At 61.0% G+C, this 19492-nt stretch carries 14 protein-coding genes; 6 read left to right on the top strand and 8 right to left on the bottom strand.

Annotation, left to right across the window (positions count from 1 at the left end; genetic code table 11):
• Positions 1 to 144: 144 nt before the first annotated feature.
• The 6 genes from cysK to HMPREF2971_RS07870 form a co-directional block, all read right to left on the bottom strand.
• Complete coding sequence (gene cysK, locus HMPREF2971_RS07895) at positions 145 to 1080, bottom strand: cysteine synthase A (RefSeq protein ID WP_049362987.1); 936 nt, start codon at positions 1078 to 1080, stop codon at positions 145 to 147.
• A gap of 402 nt (positions 1081 to 1482) precedes the next feature.
• The gene (locus HMPREF2971_RS07890; RefSeq protein ID WP_070692354.1) at positions 1483 to 2259 is read right to left on the bottom strand and encodes a DUF6318 family protein; all 777 of its coding nucleotides are present in this window, start codon (positions 2257 to 2259) and stop codon (positions 1483 to 1485) included.
• Positions 2260 to 2376: 117 nt separating this feature from the next.
• Positions 2377 to 3345 carry a DUF6318 family protein gene (locus HMPREF2971_RS07885; RefSeq protein ID WP_070692351.1) on the bottom strand — a complete coding sequence of 323 codons (969 nt, stop codon included), beginning with the start codon at positions 3343 to 3345 and terminating at the stop codon, positions 2377 to 2379.
• A 106-nt stretch (positions 3346 to 3451) separates the two neighbouring features.
• Complete coding sequence (locus HMPREF2971_RS07880; RefSeq protein WP_070692348.1) at positions 3452 to 4294, bottom strand: DUF6318 family protein; 843 nt, start codon at positions 4292 to 4294, stop codon at positions 3452 to 3454.
• 266 nt (positions 4295 to 4560) lie between these two features.
• Positions 4561 to 5745, bottom strand: coding sequence for a DUF6318 family protein (locus tag HMPREF2971_RS07875; protein WP_070692345.1), 1185 nt, complete (start codon positions 5743 to 5745; stop codon positions 4561 to 4563).
• Positions 5746 to 6013: 268 nt separating this feature from the next.
• Positions 6014 to 6835 carry a DUF6318 family protein gene (locus tag HMPREF2971_RS07870; RefSeq protein WP_246825093.1) on the bottom strand — a complete coding sequence of 274 codons (822 nt, stop codon included), beginning with the start codon at positions 6833 to 6835 and terminating at the stop codon, positions 6014 to 6016.
• A 640-nt stretch (positions 6836 to 7475) separates the two neighbouring features.
• On the opposite strand from HMPREF2971_RS07870, the gene HMPREF2971_RS07865 reads away from it, so the two are divergent.
• Both HMPREF2971_RS07865 and HMPREF2971_RS07860 read left to right on the top strand, forming a co-directional pair.
• Positions 7476 to 9440: a dynamin family protein gene (locus HMPREF2971_RS07865; RefSeq protein WP_070692339.1), complete on the top strand. Its 1965-nt coding sequence runs from the start codon at positions 7476 to 7478 to the stop codon at positions 9438 to 9440.
• A 48-nt stretch (positions 9441 to 9488) separates the two neighbouring features.
• Entirely contained in the window at positions 9489 to 11363 is a 1875-nt protein-coding gene (locus HMPREF2971_RS07860) for a GTPase (RefSeq protein ID WP_070692337.1), read from the top strand.
• Between the two features lie 129 nt (positions 11364 to 11492).
• On the opposite strand, the gene HMPREF2971_RS07855 is transcribed toward HMPREF2971_RS07860, so the two are convergent.
• Complete coding sequence (locus tag HMPREF2971_RS07855) at positions 11493 to 12380, bottom strand: IclR family transcriptional regulator (protein ID WP_371326371.1); 888 nt, start codon at positions 12378 to 12380, stop codon at positions 11493 to 11495.
• A 411-nt stretch (positions 12381 to 12791) separates the two neighbouring features.
• On the opposite strand from HMPREF2971_RS07855, the gene leuC reads away from it, so the two are divergent.
• Positions 12792 to 14234, top strand: a complete 1443-nt coding sequence (leuC, locus tag HMPREF2971_RS07850; RefSeq protein WP_012903327.1) for a 3-isopropylmalate dehydratase large subunit — start codon at positions 12792 to 12794, stop codon at positions 14232 to 14234.
• Positions 14235 to 14260: 26 nt separating this feature from the next.
• Complete coding sequence (gene leuD / locus HMPREF2971_RS07845) at positions 14261 to 14854, top strand: 3-isopropylmalate dehydratase small subunit (RefSeq protein WP_070692334.1); 594 nt, start codon at positions 14261 to 14263, stop codon at positions 14852 to 14854.
• A gap of 154 nt (positions 14855 to 15008) precedes the next feature.
• Here leuD and HMPREF2971_RS07840 read toward each other — a convergent pair whose 3' ends face one another.
• Positions 15009 to 16457 (bottom strand): hypothetical protein, encoded by a 1449-nt coding sequence (locus tag HMPREF2971_RS07840; protein ID WP_049349034.1) that lies wholly within the window; start codon positions 16455 to 16457, stop codon positions 15009 to 15011.
• A gap of 691 nt (positions 16458 to 17148) precedes the next feature.
• On the opposite strand from HMPREF2971_RS07840, the gene murA reads away from it, so the two are divergent.
• On the top strand, positions 17149 to 18582 hold the full coding sequence (gene murA, locus HMPREF2971_RS07835) for a UDP-N-acetylglucosamine 1-carboxyvinyltransferase (protein ID WP_012903332.1): 1434 nt from the start codon (positions 17149 to 17151) through the stop codon (positions 18580 to 18582).
• Positions 18582 to 19439 (top strand): lysophospholipid acyltransferase family protein, encoded by an 858-nt coding sequence (locus HMPREF2971_RS07830; RefSeq protein WP_070692331.1) that lies wholly within the window; start codon positions 18582 to 18584, stop codon positions 19437 to 19439. The genes murA and HMPREF2971_RS07830 overlap by 1 nt, the downstream gene beginning before the upstream one ends.
• Positions 19440 to 19492 lie beyond the last annotated feature (53 nt).

The raw sequence follows: 19492 nt of genomic DNA, 5'->3' as shown, positions 1-19492 counted from the left end.
CGGGCTCGGGTGGGTCTCAGCGGGGGAGCATCGCGAGAAAACGCAAACGCTCCGCCCCGGCATGCAACCGGGACGGAGCGTCGAACACTGCGTACTGTTCTAGATGGCGGCCTCACGGGGAGGGGTGCCGAAGACCGGGGCCTATTAGCCGCGGATGTCCTCGTACAGAGCGGTAGAGATGTAACGCTCACCGAAGTCGGGAACGATAGCCACAATCAGCTTGTCCTTGTTCTCAGACTTCTTAGCCTCCTCCAGAGCAGCCCACACAGCCGCACCGGAAGAAATACCGCCCAGAATACCTTCCTGGGTAGCCAGCAGACGGGAGGTGCGCATAGCGTCCTCAGCGCTGACCGGGGTCACGGAATCGTAGATGCCGCGGTCTAGGGTGTCCGGAACGAAGTTAGCGCCCAGGCCCTGAATCTTGTGGGGGCCAACACGACCCTCAGAGAGCAGCGGGGAGTCCTTCGGCTCAACCGCAACAACCTTCACGTTCGGGTTCTGCTCCTTCAGGTACTTACCGGTACCGGAGATGGTGCCGCCGGTACCAATACCCGCCACGAAAATGTCGACCTTACCGTCGGTTGCTTCCCAAATCTCGGGACCGGTGGTGTTGTAGTGAATGGCAGGGTTCGCCTCGTTGGAGAACTGGGACGCCAGGATAGCGTTCTCGGTGGTCGCAACGATTTCCTTAGCCTTCTCCACAGCGCCGCGCATACCCTCGGTACCGGGGGTCAGCACAATCTGAGCACCGTAAGCGCGCAGCAGCACGCGACGCTCAGCGGACATGGTCTCCGGCATGGTCAGGATGACGCGGTAACCGCGAGCAGCACCCACCATAGCCAGCGCAATACCGGTGTTACCGGAAGTGCCCTCAACAATGGTGCCGCCGGGCTTCAGCGCACCCGACTTCTCAGCAGCGTCAATGATGGCGCGACCGATGCGGTCCTTGACCGAACCTGCGGGGTTGTAGAACTCAAGCTTGACCGCTACGTTACCGGGAAGACCTTCGTCCAGTCGGTTCAGCTTAACCAGGGGGGTCTGGCCGGTTGCTTCAACAATGCTGTTGAGAATCTTTGCCATGGGGTGCTCCTTACATGAGCCTGGGGGAGGCCAGCCGCGACGGGGTCTCCGCAATGAATAATCGGTTACGTGGCAACTCTACTACTCACCGGCGGCAGGTTTAAACCTGCGGTCACAGTTCGTAATAATGCCAGAGAAAAACCTCAAGGAACGAGGTTCAGAAAGAGGGTACAGAAAAGCGCCGCACAAACCCTTTCTCGACAAAGGATGATGAATGTGCGGCGCTCTCTAGAAACATTATGTAGCCCAAAAGACAACCTCTGTATATAAGAGTAGTGATGAACTCCGTTCACCGCAAGCTGGAGCCACAAATTTTATTGCCATCAATGGAAAAAACAGTAGAAAACCGCATCCTGAGATGGAAAAGACGCAAAAGCGGGGGAGAAAACCAGCCTCAGAGGACTAGTTGATGTCCATGTGCAGGTCCCACTTGTTGTTCAAGTAGCGACCAACAGCCTCACCAAACATCTTCACGTGACGCTTATCAGCCGCCACGGTCTGCTCCTTGCCGTCCTTGAACAGCTTCTCACCCAGATCCACGTTCAGAGTCACGGTCCAGTTGTACGCGCCCTGCGCCAGAACCGGCTGCTTGGTGCCAATAGTCAAAGTAGCGGTCGGGTTCACGTACCAGGTCTTCTTCTCGTCAATACCGGTCTTGGTGGAATCCGCGTACTTCTTCATTGCCGCCAGGGTCTCCTGATCGGTGCTGACCTCGTTCATGTAGTGCATATCGCCGGTACGTAGCAGGTACTCAAACGCCGCACCGAAGTACGCCAGAGCCGCCGCAAAGCCAGCCACCGAATTCTGGTGCATAGCCTCCGGAACAATCGGGGACGGCACGTTCTGCGGCGGGTGCTCAGCATTACCCGGCTGGTACTCGCCGTGATCCTCCATCTTCTCCAGCTTCGCTACGCCGCTGTAATCCTTATTGTCGTTGGGCAGCGGAGAGTTCGTTGCAGTAGCCGAAGCGGACGCAGAAGCGGAAGGGGAAGCAGACGCCGATGCAGAAGCAGAGGGCGAAGCGGTAGCAGACTCAGAAGCAGCAGCAGAAGCGCTCTCAGAGCCAGAAGCGGAAGCAGACGCCTCAGAAGTAGCCTTAGAGCCACAAGCCGCCAGCAAAGCCATAGAGCTGACGCCCAGTACACCCAGCGCCGCGCGGCGGGTCAGGTTCTCGGACATAGTGATACCTTTCAGTCAGTCGGTGATTGCAACCAGTTTAGCCGCAAACCCAACAGGATACAGAGTTGAGTGGACGAAGCGTGAGAAGCGCCTCGCAGATAAAAGCGTTATGACGAACTATGACGCCGCGGAAGTGGCGGACGCCTCAGCAGAAGCGGCGGCAGAAGAGGGCAGGGAAGCCGAACCGGATGCTGCCGCGCTCGCAGAGGAAACACCACCCTGAGCAGCGCTACCCTGAACAGTGGCACCGTACGCCACGCTCAGCTCCCACATCTTAGAATCAGCGTGGTAGCGGCCGCGGAAATCGCACTCCTGAACCGTCACCTGAGAAGCCGGACCCGCAGCAGAAGCAGAGGCAGTAGCAGAAGCACTCGGGGACGCCGCATCAGACACCAGCGCATCCTCGGACGGCTCAGTAGGCTCAGCAGAAGCCGAAGCGCTCGCCGAGGCAACCACCGGCTGAATCTTGCCCTCAGCCACCGCCTCTGCACCAAAGTCCAGAGTGTACTTGCCCTTAAACAGCAGATTGCCATCACTCATAATCGACGGCTGAGCGCTCGCCAGAGCATAAGAAGCCGATGGGTTCACATACCAGGAACCCTTCTCCACACCAGCCAGAATCGAAGCCGACAGAGCATCCACCTCAGAGCGAGTCTTCGACGACAGCTGAATGCCGGTCGAGAACGCATCCGTGCTACCGGTCTTCACCAGATAATCCATAGCCGCCGCAAAATAAGCAATCGCCTCATGGAAACCCGTCACCGTATTCGCCGACAGAGCATCAGTCACCTTCGGCTTCGGAGCATTACGCGGCGGATGCTCTACCGTGCCCTGCTCATAATTCACCGCACCCTCATAGTGGGTGTACTCCACCAGACCCGAATAGTTCTTACCATCATCACTGTACCCATTCGGGTTAGCGCTCGACTTCGAACCGTTCAGGCTACCACCCTGAGAACCAGACTGCTGGCTAGATCCACCCGAACCGCAAGCGCTCAACAGCGCCGCAGAACCCGCAACAGCGGACGCACCCAAGCCCAAACGCAGCAGAGAACGGCGAGAGAAAGACTGAGAAAAAGAAGACATAAGAGAAAAACCTTGAATCCAGGAAAGCTCGTTATTACCAGAGTAAAACAGATCATGCCCTAACCCGAGTGCGAGTTAGGGCATGATGCCTCATCCATCTGAGGGCTTAAAGGTTGTCACCATTAGAATTGCCGCCATTACCGGAGTTGCCGGAATTGCCAGCATTACCATCGTTAGTGCCACCACCGTTAGCGCCACCATTCTTAGGCTGAGCCGAAGCCTGTGCCTCATACTCATCCTGAATCGTCAGAGTCCAGTCATTATCGTGGCGCACACCGGTAACCACCAAGCCACGCTCAGTGCGGCGCACCTTCTCAGACATCTCCGCAGGAGCACCGTCAATCACCACGGTCGGACCCAAATCAATCACCAAATCAAAAGTCCACTGCACACTCTTCTTCACCAGAGCAGGAACAGCAGTGAACGCAGACATGGTCACCTTCGGCGACACATACCAGTCACGATTCTGCGAGCTCTCATTCGACTCATCCATAAACGATGAGAACGACGCAACGAACTTCTCATCAGCCTTCGACTCACGCAACGGAGCCGCATCACCGGTCAGCACCAGGTAATTAATCGCCGCATACACGAACGCAATCGAATCGTACAGACCCTGCACCGAGTTCTCCGATGCGCTCGCCGGGCGCTTGGGGAACGGCACGTTCTGAGCGGGTGCAGACTCGGTCGCCGGAACGAAAGTGCCCTTCTTCTCATAGTTGTCGAAGGTGACCTCGCCGCTAAAATCAGTACGCGCAGAAGCCGAAGGGGAAATCTGAGGGGTATCCGCATCAGCGTTCTCGCTAGAAGAAGAACCACCGCCGCACGCAACCAGCAGGGCGCTCAAAGACACGCCCGCAACGCCCGCACCCGCGTAACGCAGAGCAGAACGGCGGCTGACGCCGGTAGTGGAACTGGGAAGCCCGGAGGTCATGGGGAAAAGCGCCACGGAATACCTTTCGAATGAGAATCTCAGGTGAGAGACGAGTGAGAGAACGCCTCGACGAGTGGATATCACACGCGGACATCCCTCTAGAGACAGTCCTAAGTATAACGCGCCCCCGCCTTCACACCCGTGCGTACCAGCGCTCATAGGAGCGTGATATGCCGCCCATCAGCGAACTTACCGCCGCCAGTGAACTCAGTGGAACCAGCGGGAGTATCGCACCGGATGGGGTGAAAGAGGGACGCGTTCATCGTCTATAGGGGGAGGGGCTACTGTGCGCCTTCACCAGGAATACCGCCGGGTGCCTCAGCGCCGGGAGCATTTACACCGCCAGCTACACCGCCCGCATCAGGGGCACCGGGCGCTGCGCTCGGCTGAGCCGTCGCAGCTGCAGGCTGAGTCGCCACAGGCTGCGCGGGAGCCGCAAGCGCCTGGGTAGCGGCAGGTTGAGGAGCCTGTACTCCACCGTTCTGCGCGCCACTATTCTGCGCCGCACCATTCTGGGAGCCAGTGTACTGATGGGAACCGTTCTGGGCGGCAGGAGCCTGCGCACCACCGTTCTGCGCGGCACCATTCTGAGCAGTGCCCTGAGCCGCGCCGTTACCCGAAGTATTCGCGCCGGTGTGTGCGCCAGCATTAGCTGCCACGGTGCTGTCATCAGTTACCGTCGGGGTATAGGTCGAGGAAGGATGCGCACGCGGAGTCTGCGTCGGCTTCGGGGTCAACGCGGGATCGTACTGCTGAGGCGAAATCACGACCCAGCGCTTCGCTTCCTCATCGTACTCAGCGTAGAGAGCCTTAATCTCCTGTGCCTCAGTGTCTTCCAGAGGCTTGGTCGTATTGGTTGCCTTCTCAACCCGCATACCGTGCGCCTGAGTAACAGAACACGCCCACGAATACTTAGTGCCGCGGGTCGTCGGCTGCTTATCGGTCAGACGGAACGTCCACTCGCCGCCCACCAGCCAGTTCGTGCCGGTCGCGTAGAACACACGCAGCTTCTCCAGCGCCGCACGGTTGGTAGAGTTCTGAGCCTGAACCACCTGCAGAGCAGGACCGGGGTCACCGGTCATGCGGGCATAGTTCACCGCCGCCGCAAAATACGCGAAGGTAGCGCGCAGACCGCGGGCGTTCTTGTCGTACATGCTCTCATCCTCAATCGGGATGGGCACGGCACTCGCCTTAGAATCAACGCTTGCCGGGCCGGCAGTCGGCTCAATCGTGTAGACCTGACCGGTTTCCGGGTCGGTGCTACTCATCGGAGCTGCGCCATGACCGGGAATGTACTTGGTCCACTTCAGCTCGCCCGACAGGTTGTCGTAGGCACCCGCAATCGAAGCGGAAGCAGTGGGGGAGGCGGTCGCCTCCTCAGTCTTTTTGGAACCGCAAGCGGCAAGCATCGAACCCAGGGCGGCGGTGCCCGTAAGCGCAATAAAGTGGCGGCGGCTGTGAATCATAGTGATCCCCTTGAATGTGCTGTGATGCGGAAGTATCGGTGATAAGTGAAGAGCTCACGCTCCAATTCTCAGCCTAACATCACGCCCCTACAGGAGGGCGCGAAGCAGTCACCCGCAGGGCGGGTAGACACGCACTGAGGCGAAAATGGGCGGACCTCATCTAGCCCTAGCCTATAGATTTCACGCGTGGCACACAAATAAAAGCCCTCATCCGTGCCTCATATCACCCAATATGACGGGTTCTTTGAGGCACGGATGTAAAGAAGCTTTAGGCTGAGCCTCGAATATAACGAGTCGTCTTAGAAGAGGCGCTCTCATTCGGGGTCGGGTGTGCGCTCGGGGCGTTCGCGGACGGTTCAGTGGTAGCCGCCGGGGTGGCGGTAGCGCTCGGGGAAGACTTCGGATCCTCCAGCATTTGCCAGCCCTCTTCACCAAAGTAGACGTACGCATCCGCCTTCTGATTGCTGCCGTAGATACCGGTGAGCTGCTCACGCTGACGGGTCTCATGGTTGAACAGGAACGCGTTCTCATCCACCTTCAGGGTCGCCTTCCAGCAGTAGACGTCCTGCTCGGTGGCGGGTACCGGCTGCGGGGAGCTTAGATTGATGCACATGGGGTGGTTGCTCTTAGAGACCAGCCAGCCAATGTTGTAGCGGTAAATGTCGCGGTACATCTGCGCCATCTGACTAAAGTGCTCCTGGCCGGGCAGATTCATGAAGGGCTCGGTGTCGCCGGTGAGGAGCATATAGTTCTGTGCCGCACCCCAGTACTGCAGGAAGGCGTGCAGACCTTCGACGGTGCGCTCTTTAGCTTCCGGGGGCATGGTGGGGCGGGGGACATTGACGGCTCGATGGCTCAGGGTGCCGTTTGAGAAATTTCCGGAACGCTCAAAGAACTGATCCGGCAGAAGAGCCGGTCCGCGACCGTCCAGAGCCGATGCGGGCAGGGGCTCGGCGTACGTAATGCTGCGCGTGGTGGTCGCAGATTTGGTCTGGGAGCTCTGAGGAGCAGCCTTAGTAGGGGAAGGGTTAGCGAGTGGTTGAGGGCGAGAAACTGCGCTGGGGCTGCAAGCGCTTGCGAGTGCGCTCAATGCTGCTCCGGAAGAAAGAGCAAGAAGACGGCGCCGTGACAGCGAACCGAACATACGCAACCTTTCGCAAGAGTAAAGATGGGCAGACAGTATGCGGGTAGCTCGGATGCAGTGAACCTCAACGGCAGTTGATTGCAGTTGCGTGAGGGTTCGGTGAGCATTCCCGGTGGGTATCGCATACCGCGGTGAGTACGGATGCGATACGAAGGGCAGGTCAGAAACCTCCTGGGGATTCGGTGTGGATTATGACCTGCCTGTATGTCGTGCTCAACGATTCTAAGCGTACTTTCAGGTTCAAAATGACCATATCTGCGCTTGAGCGTAAAAAGTTATCAAATCTTAATATTTGCCCGTTTTATGCGGGTTATAAAACGTACCAATGTGTTCCGGGTAACCGCATTAAAATGTGCTTTTTTCCCGCGGAAACTCAAGGATTTTCTCACCTGCTCTTCTTATGAATAAATCATAAATTGGAGTTGTTGCACCCTGTGTGCAAGTAGTATCTCAACCTCTTCAGGTTGTCCAAACACCTATCAAAAACACCTCAATATGAGCCCCCAAACAACCCGCAACCGCAACGCGCCCACCGCAACGCCTACACATGGCATGAAGCAGGTGCACCCTATGGGACAATAGCGCTGTGACTACCACCGACTATGCGCAGCTCAAAGCAGCTCGCGAACTGCTCACTCGAATCCCCCTCCCGCTCGACGTAGAAGCTGGCGAAACCCCCGGCACCCCCTACGCCGTCACCCACGACGGTACCGCCGAGCACGGCACCGCCACCGCGCGCACCCTGCTCGCAGCCATGGCACGCCAACTCGACGACTACATCCTGCCGCGCAGTGCCAGCGTCGACAACCCCCTCACCATCGTGGTCGGAGGCTCCACCGGCGCCGGCAAATCCACCCTCGTCAACACTCTGCTCGGCGAACCGCTCACCCAGTCCGGCGCGATTCGACCCACCACCCGCCACCCCGTACTCCTGTACCGCGCAGAAGACGAAGCGGCGCTGTCACCCGAACGCTTCCTGCCCACCCTGCCGCGCACCCGCACCTCCGGTATGAACGCCGGATCGCAGGCACTACCCGGCCTCGACCCGAAGATTGCGCGCGCCCTCATTCCTATTACTACCTCGGCGCTACCGCAGGGCATCGCGCTCATCGACGCACCCGATATAGACTCCGTCTCCGAAGAAAACCGCACCCTCGCCAAGGAACTGCTCTCCGCAGCAGACCTGTGGCTCTTCGTCACCACCGCCAACCGCTACGCCGACGCCGTGCCCTGGGAGCTACTCCACGAGGCAGCCGCGCGCTCCATCGCAATTGCCGTGGTGCTCAACCGCGTGCCCGAAGGCGACGAAGAAGCCATTGAAAACGACCTACGACGCATGCTCGACGAGGCGGGAATCCACGCCGTGCTGATTCACACCGTCACCGAACAGCCGCGCGATGAAAGCGGCATGCTCGCCCCCGTCAGCCTCGCCCCTCTGACCCTGTGGATCCGCGAACTCGGCGCCGACGCGCCCGCCCGCGCCGCCATTGCCCGGCAGACCCTCGCCGGTGCCGTCGAAACCCTCGCCGGTAACCTGCAGGTGCTCGCCGCCGAACAGGCACGCCAGCAGGCGGCACACCAGTCACTTGCCGCCATCGTAGCCGAAGAATACGAGGACGCGCTGACCACCATCGACGGGGCACTCTCCGACGGCTCCCTGCTGCGCGGCGAAGTGCTCTCGCGCTGGCACGACTTCGTGGGAACCGGCGACTTCTTCCGCTCCCTCGACAGCACCATCGGTCGCCTGCGCGACCGCGTCGGCTCCGCCCTGCGCGGTCAGCCCGCCGCCGCCCAGAAGGTAGAAGACGCCCTCGAAAGCGGCATCCACGCCGTCGTGCTGGATGCAGCTGCCCGCGCCTCCGAAAACACCCGCACCCGCTGGCATGCCAGCCGTGCCGGACGCTCCCTGCTGGCGCGCCTGGATGTGCTGCAGGCTGTTTCTGTTGCGCCGCAGACGGCCTCCGCCGCGGCGCCCGAACAGAACGCAGGCGCAAACGGTGAGGCGAAGGGCAACGAAGCGAAGGGTGAAGTGCAGTCCGCCGAAGACATCTTCTCCGCCGCTGTTGCCGAGCAGATTCGCCTCTGGCAGGGCTCAGTGCTCGAAATGATTCGCGAAGAAGGCGCCGACAAGCGCAAACGTGCTCGCTTCCTTTCCCTGGGCGTGAACGCTACCGCCGTGATGCTCATGGTCGCCGCGTTCAGCCTCACCGGCGGCATTACCGGTATTGAAGCGGGTATTGCGGGCGGTAGCGGCGTGGTCGGCACCAAGCTGCTCGAGTCCATCTTCGGTGAAGACGCGGTGCGCCGCATGGCAACCCGCGCCCGCACCGACCTGCTCGAACGCATGGCGGATCTGCTCACCGAGCACGCCCAGCCCTTCACCGCCGTGCTGGAAGAAACCGACCCGCAGGCTGATGCCGAGGACATTCACCGCGCCGCCGAACAGGTACAGGCAATCGCCGCAGAAATGAGCACACAGCGCCAAACCACACAGCGCCAAACCACACAGCGCCAAGCCGCAGCCCACACTAACGGCACGGTTGCCCGCTAAACCACTCCGGGCAGGCACCCCGCACCACAGACGAAGAAATAACGCACTATGACTACCCCCGAGAAAAAACTCGAGAACGCCGAGCGCAACACCGATCGCAACGCCGAGCGAGGCGCCACCCCCGCCGTGGCGACCTCGCCCTTCGCGCGCTCCGTTGCATCCCTCAAGGATGCCATCAGCTACGGCGAAGGACGAGTCCCCGAGACCGTACTGCTCGATGCCACCGAAACCCTCGAACGCCTCAGCCAGCGCCGCGAACTCTCCACCGAGCACACCGTCATCGGCTTCTTCGGCGCGACCGGCAGCGGCAAATCCACGCTCTTCAACGCCATCGCCGGGCAGAACATTGCCCTCTCCGCGCCCACACGCCCGACCACCTCCACCGTGCAGGCGGCAATCTGGGAAGCAGAAGGCAGCGAAGAGCTACTTGACTGGCTCGGTATCGACAAGCGCGTTTACCCGCAAACTCAGGCGCTCGCCGCAGAAGGAGAAGCAACCGAGGGTAACGGGGCTGGCGGGGGAGTAGCGGCACCCAATGCCGTCACCGAACCGGCTCCCGGACTCTTCAACCGCATCCGCCGTGCAGTAGGCGGACGCGGCGAAATGCGCACCCGCACCGGTGGACTGATCCTGCTGGACATGCCCGACTTCGACTCGGTCACCACCACCAACCGCGACCTCGCCGCCCGCATGATGCGCTACGTGGACGTACTCGTCTGGGTCGTCGACCCCCAAAAATACGCCGACGCCGTCATCCACCGCGACTTCATGGTGCCGCTCGCCGCCTCCGGCGCCCAGGCGCTCTGCGTGCTTAACCAGGCGGATAAGCTCGCACCCGCCGAGGTGCCCGCTGTGCTCGCCTCCCTCACCCGCCTGCTCCAGGCCGAGGGCACCGAAGCGCACCTGCTCGCCGCACCCATCGCCGTCTCCGCGCGAACCGGTGAGGGCGTCGACGTGCTGCGTGACCTGCTCGCCCAGGTAGCCGCCGCCAAGAGCCTATCCCTGCAGCGAACCGACGCGCAGCTGCACGCCACCGCCTCCCAGCTGCGCACCTATGCCGGGGGAGAGGGAACCGTGCTCGCCGGAGCCTACGCCCTCGAAGCGGAACAGAAGCTCGTGAAGGCGTGCTACACCTCCAGCCAGGCTGAGCAGGTTTTGCAGGCGGCAACCGCCTCCTACCGCCGCGCCGCGGGACAGCACACCGGCTGGATCCTCACCCGCTGGATGAGCCGTCTGAAAGCTGACCCCCTGCGCCGCCTGCACCTGGGGCAGCAGGACGAAACGAAGAGCGCGTCTAAGGCGGAGAAGTCCTCGGGCATGCTCGGCTCCGATAGCGAGAACGCACCCGAGCTGGTGGCATCCTCGCTACCTCCGCTGAGCGCCGCGCAGAAGGCAGGCATGGCAAACGCCGTGCGCCAATACAGCAAGCAGATGGCGGCCCGCATCGACGAGCCGTGGAAGCGCAGCATGAAGGAAGCCGCGCTCTCCCGCGAGGCTGAGCTACCCGAACTGCTCGAACGCGACATGATGCGCATCGACTACGGTCTGGGCCGCACCCGCGCCCCCTGGGTCATCTTCAATGCCCTGCAGTGGATCGCGCTACTGAGCGCCCTGGTGGGCGTCGGCTGGCTGACCCTGATTTCCGGCATGGCGTACCTGCAGATTCAACTGCCGCCCGCCCCGACCCCCGAAGGCTCCCCGGTACCCCTGCCGACCCTGCTTCTGTTGCTGGGTATCCTGCTTGGTATTGCCTCGGCGGGTGTGGGCAGGTTGCTCACCGCCATGGGCTCACGCTACTACGCACGCAAGCTGCGCGGTCGCCTGCAGACCGGCGTTGAGAAGGCGGTGCAGTCCTGCGTGGTCGCCCCGGTGCAGCTGGAAGCTAAGCGCCTCAACTCCTACCGCAAGGCGCTGGACATTTAGCGGCGTATCATCTGAAAAACCGCATCAGGATAAGCTGCATCAGGCTAAGAGTGCATAAAAGAATCCCTCCCCACCTCTCAAACGAAGTGGGGAGGGATTCTTTTCGTGAAAACTATCTAGAACAGAGCCTTAGCTTTCCTCAACATCCGATGCCGAGTGAGAAGCAGAAAGCTCACGCAAACCGTCAGTAATCGCCTGAGCAGCCTTGACGACCAGCTCGGGGTAGTTGCGGTTCGGCTGGCGGGTCATACGATCAATCGGACCCGAGATAGACACAGCCGCAATCACCTTGCCACCGGGAGCACGCACCGGAGCGGACACCGAGGCGGTACCGCGCTCGCGCTCGCCCACGGACTGCGCCCAGCCGATGCGGCGCACAGCCGCGAGCATGGCTGCGCTGAAGTGTGCATCGCGCAGGCCTTCAACAATGCGGTTCTGATCTTCCCAAGCCAGCAGAACCTGGGCGGCGGAGCCTGCCTGCATGGACAGCTGGGTGCCGACCGGAATAGATTCGTGCATGCCGGAGGGGCGGGGGGAGGTGGCTGCGCACACGCGCCAGTCACCCTGGCGGCGGTACAGCTGGGTGGACTCGTCAGCTTCGAGGCTGAGCTTCTGCAGGATCGGGTCTGCCACGGTGATGAGCTCGTCAGCAATGGTTGCGGATGCGAGTTCGGTCAGGCGGGGTCCGAGCATGAAGCGTCCCTGCACGTCGCGGGCTACGAGGCGGTGGTGTGTCAACGCCACGGCGAGGCGGTGTGCGGTGGGGCGCGCCAGACCGGTTGCCTTGACGAGGTCACCCAGAGATACGGGTCCTGCCTCGAGGCAATCAAGAATGAGGGTCGCCTTGTCGAGCACGCCAACGCCGGAGGAGCCGTGGGAGTTTACCTCTACCATCTGCTCGTCGGCGGCCATGTGTTCGGGCGGCTTGACGGGGTCGACAATCGGTGCGTTGTGGTATGTGGATGCGTTGGGGTGACGCATTCCGTGTGCGTTAAAACGTGAAGCGGAAGGAGTCATTCTTATATTCTATCTCAGAATATGAAAGATACCCCGGACTTCGTGGACTCTTTCGGGTGCACAGCTGAAGATGGAATCACCCCCTACGGGATAAATTATGAGTTTTTCATAATAAGTGTTTATGTGTGTTTATGGGTGAAAATGTGTGAAAAAGCCGCAGGAAAATGCGCGCAATCCCGCAAAATTACCCTGGAGTCATAGAGTAAACCCACATAAAAACACTCGCTAGTTCGGGGTGTTTCTAGGCCGTCTCACAGGCTAAGAATCCGTGAAAAAATATGCGACACGCCGCAGGGAAATACCGATTTGAGGGTCCCATCGGGTACATAATCCGCCCCTTAACTCCGCAAACTTGCGGCACGCACCACACCGAACGCATCCACCGTAGGAACGCATCAAGCAGGAGAAAGCATGACTAGCGAACAGAACGCAACCACCGCGGGCACCCGTCCGCGCACCCTGGCAGAAAAAGTCTGGGACGCACACGTCGTCGTCCCCGGCGAAAACGGCAAGCCCGACCTGCTCTATATCGACCTGCAGCTACTGCACGAAGTGACCTCCCCCCAGGCATTCGAAGGCCTGCGCATCGAGAACCGCCCCCTGCGCCGCCTCGACCTGACCATCGCCACCGAGGACCACAACACCCCCACCGACAACATCTTCGGCACCATTGCCGACCTGACCAGCCGCACCCAGATCGAGACCCTGCGCCGCAACGCTGCAGAGTTCGGCGTGCGCATCCACTCCCTCGGCGACCAGGAACAGGGCATCGTACACGTGGTCGGCCCGCAGCTGGGTCTGACCATGCCCGGCATGACCATCGTCTGCGGCGACTCCCACACTTCCACCCACGGTGCGTTCGGCGCTCTCGCGTTCGGCATCGGCACCTCCGAGGTGGAGCACGTCATGGCAACCCAGACCCTGCCCCTGGCACGCTTCAAGACCATGGCAATCAACGTTGAAGGCACCCTCAAGCCCGGCGTGACCGCGAAGGACATCATCCTCGCCGTCATCGCGCAGATCGGCACCGGCGGTGGTCAGGGCTACGTGCTCGAATACCGCGGCTCCGCGATCCGCTCCCTCTCCATGGAGGGTCGTATGACCATGTGCAACATGTCCATTGAGGCGGGTGCACGCGCCGGCATGGTCGCCCCCGACGAGATCACCTTCGAGTACATCAAGGGTCGCCAGCACGCACCCAAGGGTGAAGAGTGGGACAAGGCAGTCGAGTACTGGAAGAGCCTGCCCACCGACGAAGGCGCCGTCTTCGACAAGGAAATCTTCATCAACGCTGACGAGCTCGAACCCTTCGTCACCTGGGGCACCAACCCCGGTCAGGGTATTCCGCTGAGCCACGCCGTTCCCTCCCCGGACGACTTCGAGGACGAGAACGACAAGGTCGCAGCAGAACGCGCCCTCGAATACATGGATCTGAAGGCGGGCACCCCCATGAAGGAAATTCCCGTGGACGTCGTCTTCCTGGGCTCCTGCACCAACTCCCGCATTGAGGACCTGCGCGCCGCCGCAGACATCGTGCGTGGCCGCACCATCGCCGAGAACGTACGCATGATGGTCGTGCCCGGATCCCAGAAGGTCCGCGCGCAGGCAGAAGCAGAAGGCCTGGACAAGGTCTTCAAGGACTTCGGTGCCGACTGGCGCTTTGCCGGCTGCTCCATGTGCCTGGGCATGAACCCCGACCAGCTGGCACCCGGTGAGCGTTGCGCCTCCACCTCGAACCGTAACTTTGAGGGCCGCCAGGGCAAGGGTGGCCGCACCCACCTGGTCTCCCCGGTGGTCGCCGCCGCAACCGCTGTGCGCGGTACCCTGTCCGCCCCGTCCGACGTCGTGGCCTAGCACGCCGCTATAGCTAAGGAGCCATTATGGAACCCATTATTAAGCACACCGGCATTGGCGTGCCGCTGCGTTCTTCGAATGTTGACACCGACCAGATCATCCCCGCCGTCTACCTCAAGCGAGTGACCAAGACTGGCTTTGACGATGCCCTCTTCGCTAACTGGCGTAAGGACCCCGAGTTCGTCCTGAACCAGGAGCCCTACAAGCACGGTAGCGTGCTGGTTGCGGGCCCGGACTTCGGTACCGGTTCCTCGCGTGAGCACGCCGTGTGGGCGCTGCGCGACTACGGTTTCAAGGTCGTTATCTCTGCTCGTTTTGCCGATATTTTCCGCGGCAACTCCGGTAAGCAGGGCCTGGTCACCGCACAGGTTGCACAGGACGATATCGAGCTGATTTGGAAGGCGCTGGAGCACGAGCCCGGCACCGAAATCACCGTTGACCTGGAGTCCAAGACCGTAACCGTGGGCGCGCTGGTTGTTCCCTTCGAGATTGACGACTACGTGCGCTGGCGCCTCATGGAGGGCCTGGACGATATCGGTCTGACCCTGCAGAACCTCGAAGCTATTGAAGCGTACGAGGCGAAGCGCCCCTCCTGGATGCCCCGCACTCAGGAGCTCTAAGTAGGGGAACTCTAAGCCGTAGATATATAAAGCTCGAAGGCGGCGACTGATTCAGTCGCCGCCTTCGAGCTTTTCTGTACCCAAAAACCTGGCACACATATGAATGTGCCTCCCCGGAACTTCCGGGGAGGCGTATTTATTCAATACCTAGAGCTTAGGCACCCTCAGTGATGGGGGTGTTCAAGGTTGCGTTCTCGGTGCAGCTGTACAGCGCCGCCGAACCGGGGGAGCGCACACCCGCGGTCGGGTTCGCGTTCTGTGCGGTGGCAAGAGCGAAGTCAGAAACCACCTCGTGGTTAATGTAGCTGCCGCCTGCGCCGCCGCCGCTGCTCAGGGCGCTGAGCGAGTAGATGTTGCCTTCGCCCTCGAACTGCACCTGACGGCCGAAAACGGCCTCGTAGTATGAGCCAACGGTCCAGATGTTCAGGCCTGCGCCGCCGCCGCCGTAGCCGGCGCCACCACCGGATGCTACGGAAGTGAGGGAGAGCTTGCCGTAGGTGTGGGAGAGCAGCGCGCCCGAGCCGCCCTTACCGCGGTAAGAGCCGGTAGCGTCCGCACCGCCGGTTCCCTTTTCCTTATCACTCACGGAGTCGCCCTCGTAGCGGTAGTAGCGCGGGAAATCGTAGGAGTCGAACCAGGATTCGGACATGGGCATGAGCTTTAGCTCGTTGTTCTCGTCGAGGACGCCTGCCAGTGCCTCACCGAGGGTGCCAGCTACGCCGGAGCGACCAGCGGTACCGCCGGTGACCATGAAACGCATGTCGAGGGTCTTATCGTCCTCGTCGAGGGGCTTGAACTCCTGGTAGGGGCTTGCCATGAGCATGCCGCCCTGACCGGTGTTGTCGGTGCCCAGGTCGCCGCCCGCGCTGCCGCCTGCGGTGGTGGATGCATCGCGACCGTCCAGCGCCACGCGCAGTGCCGGGTTCAGCTGATCCTTGGGCTGGGCGTTGAAGAGGCTCTGGTGGGTGGTGAGGGTGCCCAGCTGCGCGCCGCCGCCGCCAGCACCGGCAACGGCTACGACGGTGACTGCGCCGTCGCGGACGAGCTCGACCGCGGAGGAGCCGCCGCCGGACGCGCCGTACACGTAGCCGCTATCGGTGCCTACTACCTGCGCTGCGCCGGTTGCGGTGCTGGAGCCGGTGGAGTCGCCGCCTGCTGCGTAGCCTTCGCCTCCGAGTGCGGGCTGTGCGCCGGCTGCGGAGCCGACGCCGCCGTTACCCGCCCAGACGCGCAGGATGTCGCCGGACTTGACCGCAAGAACACCGCTGAGCTGTGCACCGGCACCGCCGCCAGCCAGGGCCGCGTTCGTGACGTCGGTCAGGTATCGGGGAGTGAAGGAAGATGCGGCACCGCCGGCACCTCCCACGAGGTCGAAGCGTACTCGTCCAACGCCTTCAGGGACGAGCCATTCGGTGTATGCGCCAGCCTTGTCGTCGAAGCCGGTTGCGGTCGGCTTGAGGGTCAGAGCGGGGGAGCAGGTGGGCTCGCCGCTTGCCGCCCATGCAGGGACGGTTGCGCTGGCGAGGATAACGGGAGCACTCCACGCCGCACCCTGTACGAGGCGACGGCGCGAAATGCGTGATGCAGTGTTGTGATGTGTCATATTTGGGGTCCTCCGGTAGTTCGCGGATGCAGCCGAGAAGCGACCTGTGGTTGGTTGCGATGGGCCCTGGTTTTTAGTTGACTTTCGAATATTTACGGTGATGTTGAAGTGAATTTTTGAAGTTGAAGTGAATCAGGAAGCCGAACCGTTTTGGTTGGGTACCATCGCAAAGGTTTATGCAGTGAATGCACGCCACGCGCCCTCCCGTGAGGCTCTGTACTGCGCGGGTGCAAGGTCGGTGCCGGCGCCTATGCCGCAGTGTAGAGCTGATTGGCTCCTCCGTGAGAGCGGAGGCGCCGTTCAGTGGGCACGAGTGTGCACGTTATTGTAGGGGTGAGGTTGCTCTCAAGTTCAAATTCGGACGTTAAAAAGACGAAACTAACGTCAAATTTCGGCGAAGAAACAGAAAATGTTTGCATTAGTGTGAATGTTTGTGTATCTTTTTGTTTTTCTGGCTCTGAATCTGAGGGGGCCAGAGCGGTTTTTCACATACACAACAGAGCAAAATCTCAGTCACGAGTTCCAAAGGTTCTTCAGTGTTTGGAGCACCTTTACGCAGGGCTTAGAATAATGATGAATATATGCGCCCGTTTCGCCCTGCTACCGGCAGGGGCGCGGCACGACAGAACGCGGCGCATCGGCACACTGTTAAAGTTCGGCCTAAACCAGCCGACTCCACAAAGGATTTTTAATGACTGAGAACATCAGCAAGCTTCGCATTGAAGGTGGCACTCCGCTCGTTGGTGAGGTTCACGTTCGAGGCGCCAAGAACCTGGTGCCCAAGGCGATGGTCGCAGCACTGCATGGTTCGACCCCCTCGACTCTGCGTAACGTCCCTGACCTGAGCGATGTCGAAATCGTTACCACCCTCGTGGAGCTGCACGGTGCAAAGGTCGACTATGACCGCGACGCTGGTGTTCTGACTCTCAACCCCGCACAGGATGCAACCACCGCTGCAAAGAACGCAGAGGAGATTCAGCTCTTCGGTGGTAACTCCCGCATCCCGATTCTGATGGTGGGCCCGCTGCTACACACCCTCGGTACCGCACGCATCCCCAACCTGGGTGGTTGCAAGATTGGTGACCGCCCCATCGACTACCATATGGCGGCTCTGCGCAAGTTCGGTGCAGTCGTTGAAAAGGATGATGAAACCGGCACCACTCTGATTGTTCCCGAAGAGGGTCTGAAGGGCGCAGAGATTGTGCTGAACTACCCCTCCGTGGGTGCTACCGAGCAGGTTCTGCTTACCGGTGTGCGCGCTAAGGGTAAGACCATCCTGCGCAATGCAGCGATTGAGCCCGAAATTATTGACCTGATTGCTGTTCTGCAGAAGATGGGCGCCATCATCTTCATTAACGAGGACCGCACCATCGTCATTGAGGGCGTGGACGAGCTGACCGGCTACGATCACACGTCCCTGCCCGACCGTAACGAGTCCGCTTCCTGGGCTTCTGCAGCTCTGGCTACCGGCGGCGACATTTTCGTGCGCGGCGCAGATCAGAAGGATATGACCGCGTTCCTGAACCAGTTCCGCAAGATGGGTGGCCTGTACGAGGTGACCGCCGAAGGTATCCGCTTCACCCACCCGGCTCAGCACACCCCCGGTGCTCAGCTGAAGCCCATCGTCTTTGAGACCAACGTGCACCCCGGCTTCATGACCGACTGGCAGCAGCCCCTTGTCGTGGCGCTGACCCAGGCTAAGGGCGCATCCATCGTGCACGAGACCGTGTACGAGGAGCGTTTCGGCTTCACCAACGCCCTGAAGCAGATGGGCGCAGATATTGTCGTCATGCGTGATTGCGTGGGCGGCGCACCCTGCCGTTTCGAGGGTAAGGGCTACGGCCACTCCGCTATTATTTCTGGTCCCACCCCGCTGACCGGTGCCGACATTGAGGTTCCGGACCTGCGCGGCGGCTTCTCCCACATCATTGCTGCTCTGGCCGCTAAGGGCACCTCTCACGTGAGTGGTGTTGAGCTGATTGCTCGCGGCTACGAGAACTTTGAGGAGAAGCTCAAGAGCCTGGGTGCCAACTTTGAGGTGCTGGCACGCAAGGCGTCGAAGGCTCCCAAGCCCGATGCGGCAATCGTCGTTGTTGAGCCCGAGGAAGTTGAGGTTCAGGACTAGTGAGCGGACAGCAGGGAAAGCAGGCTCTGCCTGAGATTGAGCCCACCGCCTCCGGCGATGCTCTGTACAAGGTGCTCGGTAACGCTGCGCGCGGGCTGTACATGCTCATCGCACGCGTTGAGATTGCCGGCCGTGAGAACCTGCCCAAGAGCGGCGGGTACATTATCGTGGCTAACCACACCACCGAGCTTGACCCGGTGACCGTGGCTTTCCCTGCTTTCGTTGAGGGCGCCCTGCCGCGCTTCTTGGCGAAGGATTCGCTCTTCCGTGCACCCGTGCTCGGCTACATTATGCGCAAGCTCGCGCATATTCCCGTGGTTCGCGGTTCGGTGGATGCGCGTAAGTCCCTGATTACCGCCCGCAAGATTGTTGAGGCTGGCGGTGCCGTCGTGATTTTCCCGGAGGGCACCACCACTCACGATCCGCAGCTGTGGCCCATGCAGGCGCGTACCGGTGCGGCTCGTCTGGCTCTTGCGACCGGCGCGCCCGTCTACCCGGTGGCGCACTGGGGTGACGAGCAGATTCTCGGCTACGTGGATGAGCCCGGCGAGGACGGCCGCATCAAGGAGAAGCGTAAGATTTCGCTGTTCCCGCGCAAGACCGTCCGCGTGAAGGTTGGCAAGGCACTGGATATTGCCTCCCTCGTTGAGGACACCAGCCCCGAGGCTAAGCACACCCGCACCGAACTGGGCGTGGTCACCGACGCCATGCTGGATGCTATTACCGCCGAGCTGGAGCAAATCCGCGGCGAGAAGGCTCCTGAGGGGCGTTGGAATCCGCGCACTAAGCGTCGTGAAGCCCCCGGCACCCCCTCCGGTCCGGTCGGTGGCGCACTCGGCGAACCGGACGAAAAGTAGTATTCCCGCTGGGAATCATATGAGAGCCACCGATAGGTGCCCGACCGGGCGCC

This window comes from Rothia sp. HMSC066G07, from assembly GCF_001814485.1.
GTDB lineage: Bacteria > Actinomycetota > Actinomycetes > Actinomycetales > Micrococcaceae > Rothia.
This window is presented reverse-complemented; position numbering and strand designations above follow the sequence as displayed.

Bases quoted from the DNA above. Each gene is read 5' to 3' on its own strand.
- leuC (WP_012903327.1), top strand. From the start codon at position 12,792: ATGACTAGCGAACAGAACGCAACCACCGCGGGCACCCGTCCGCGCACC.
- HMPREF2971_RS07890 (WP_070692354.1), bottom strand. From the start codon at position 2,259: ATGTCCGAGAACCTGACCCGCCGCGCGGCGCTGGGTGTACTGGGCGTC.
- HMPREF2971_RS07860 (WP_070692337.1), top strand. From the start codon at position 9,489: ATGACTACCCCCGAGAAAAAACTCGAGAACGCCGAGCGCAACACCGAT.
- HMPREF2971_RS07840 (WP_049349034.1), bottom strand. From the start codon at position 16,457: ATGACACATCACAACACTGCATCACGCATTTCGCGCCGTCGCCTCGTA.
- HMPREF2971_RS07855 (WP_371326371.1), bottom strand. From the start codon at position 12,380: ATGACTCCTTCCGCTTCACGTTTTAACGCACACGGAATGCGTCACCCC.
- leuD (WP_070692334.1), top strand. From the start codon at position 14,261: ATGGAACCCATTATTAAGCACACCGGCATTGGCGTGCCGCTGCGTTCT.
- cysK (WP_049362987.1), bottom strand. From the start codon at position 1,080: ATGGCAAAGATTCTCAACAGCATTGTTGAAGCAACCGGCCAGACCCCC.
- HMPREF2971_RS07885 (WP_070692351.1), bottom strand. From the start codon at position 3,345: ATGTCTTCTTTTTCTCAGTCTTTCTCTCGCCGTTCTCTGCTGCGTTTG.
- HMPREF2971_RS07875 (WP_070692345.1), bottom strand. From the start codon at position 5,745: ATGATTCACAGCCGCCGCCACTTTATTGCGCTTACGGGCACCGCCGCC.
- murA (WP_012903332.1), top strand. From the start codon at position 17,149: ATGACTGAGAACATCAGCAAGCTTCGCATTGAAGGTGGCACTCCGCTC.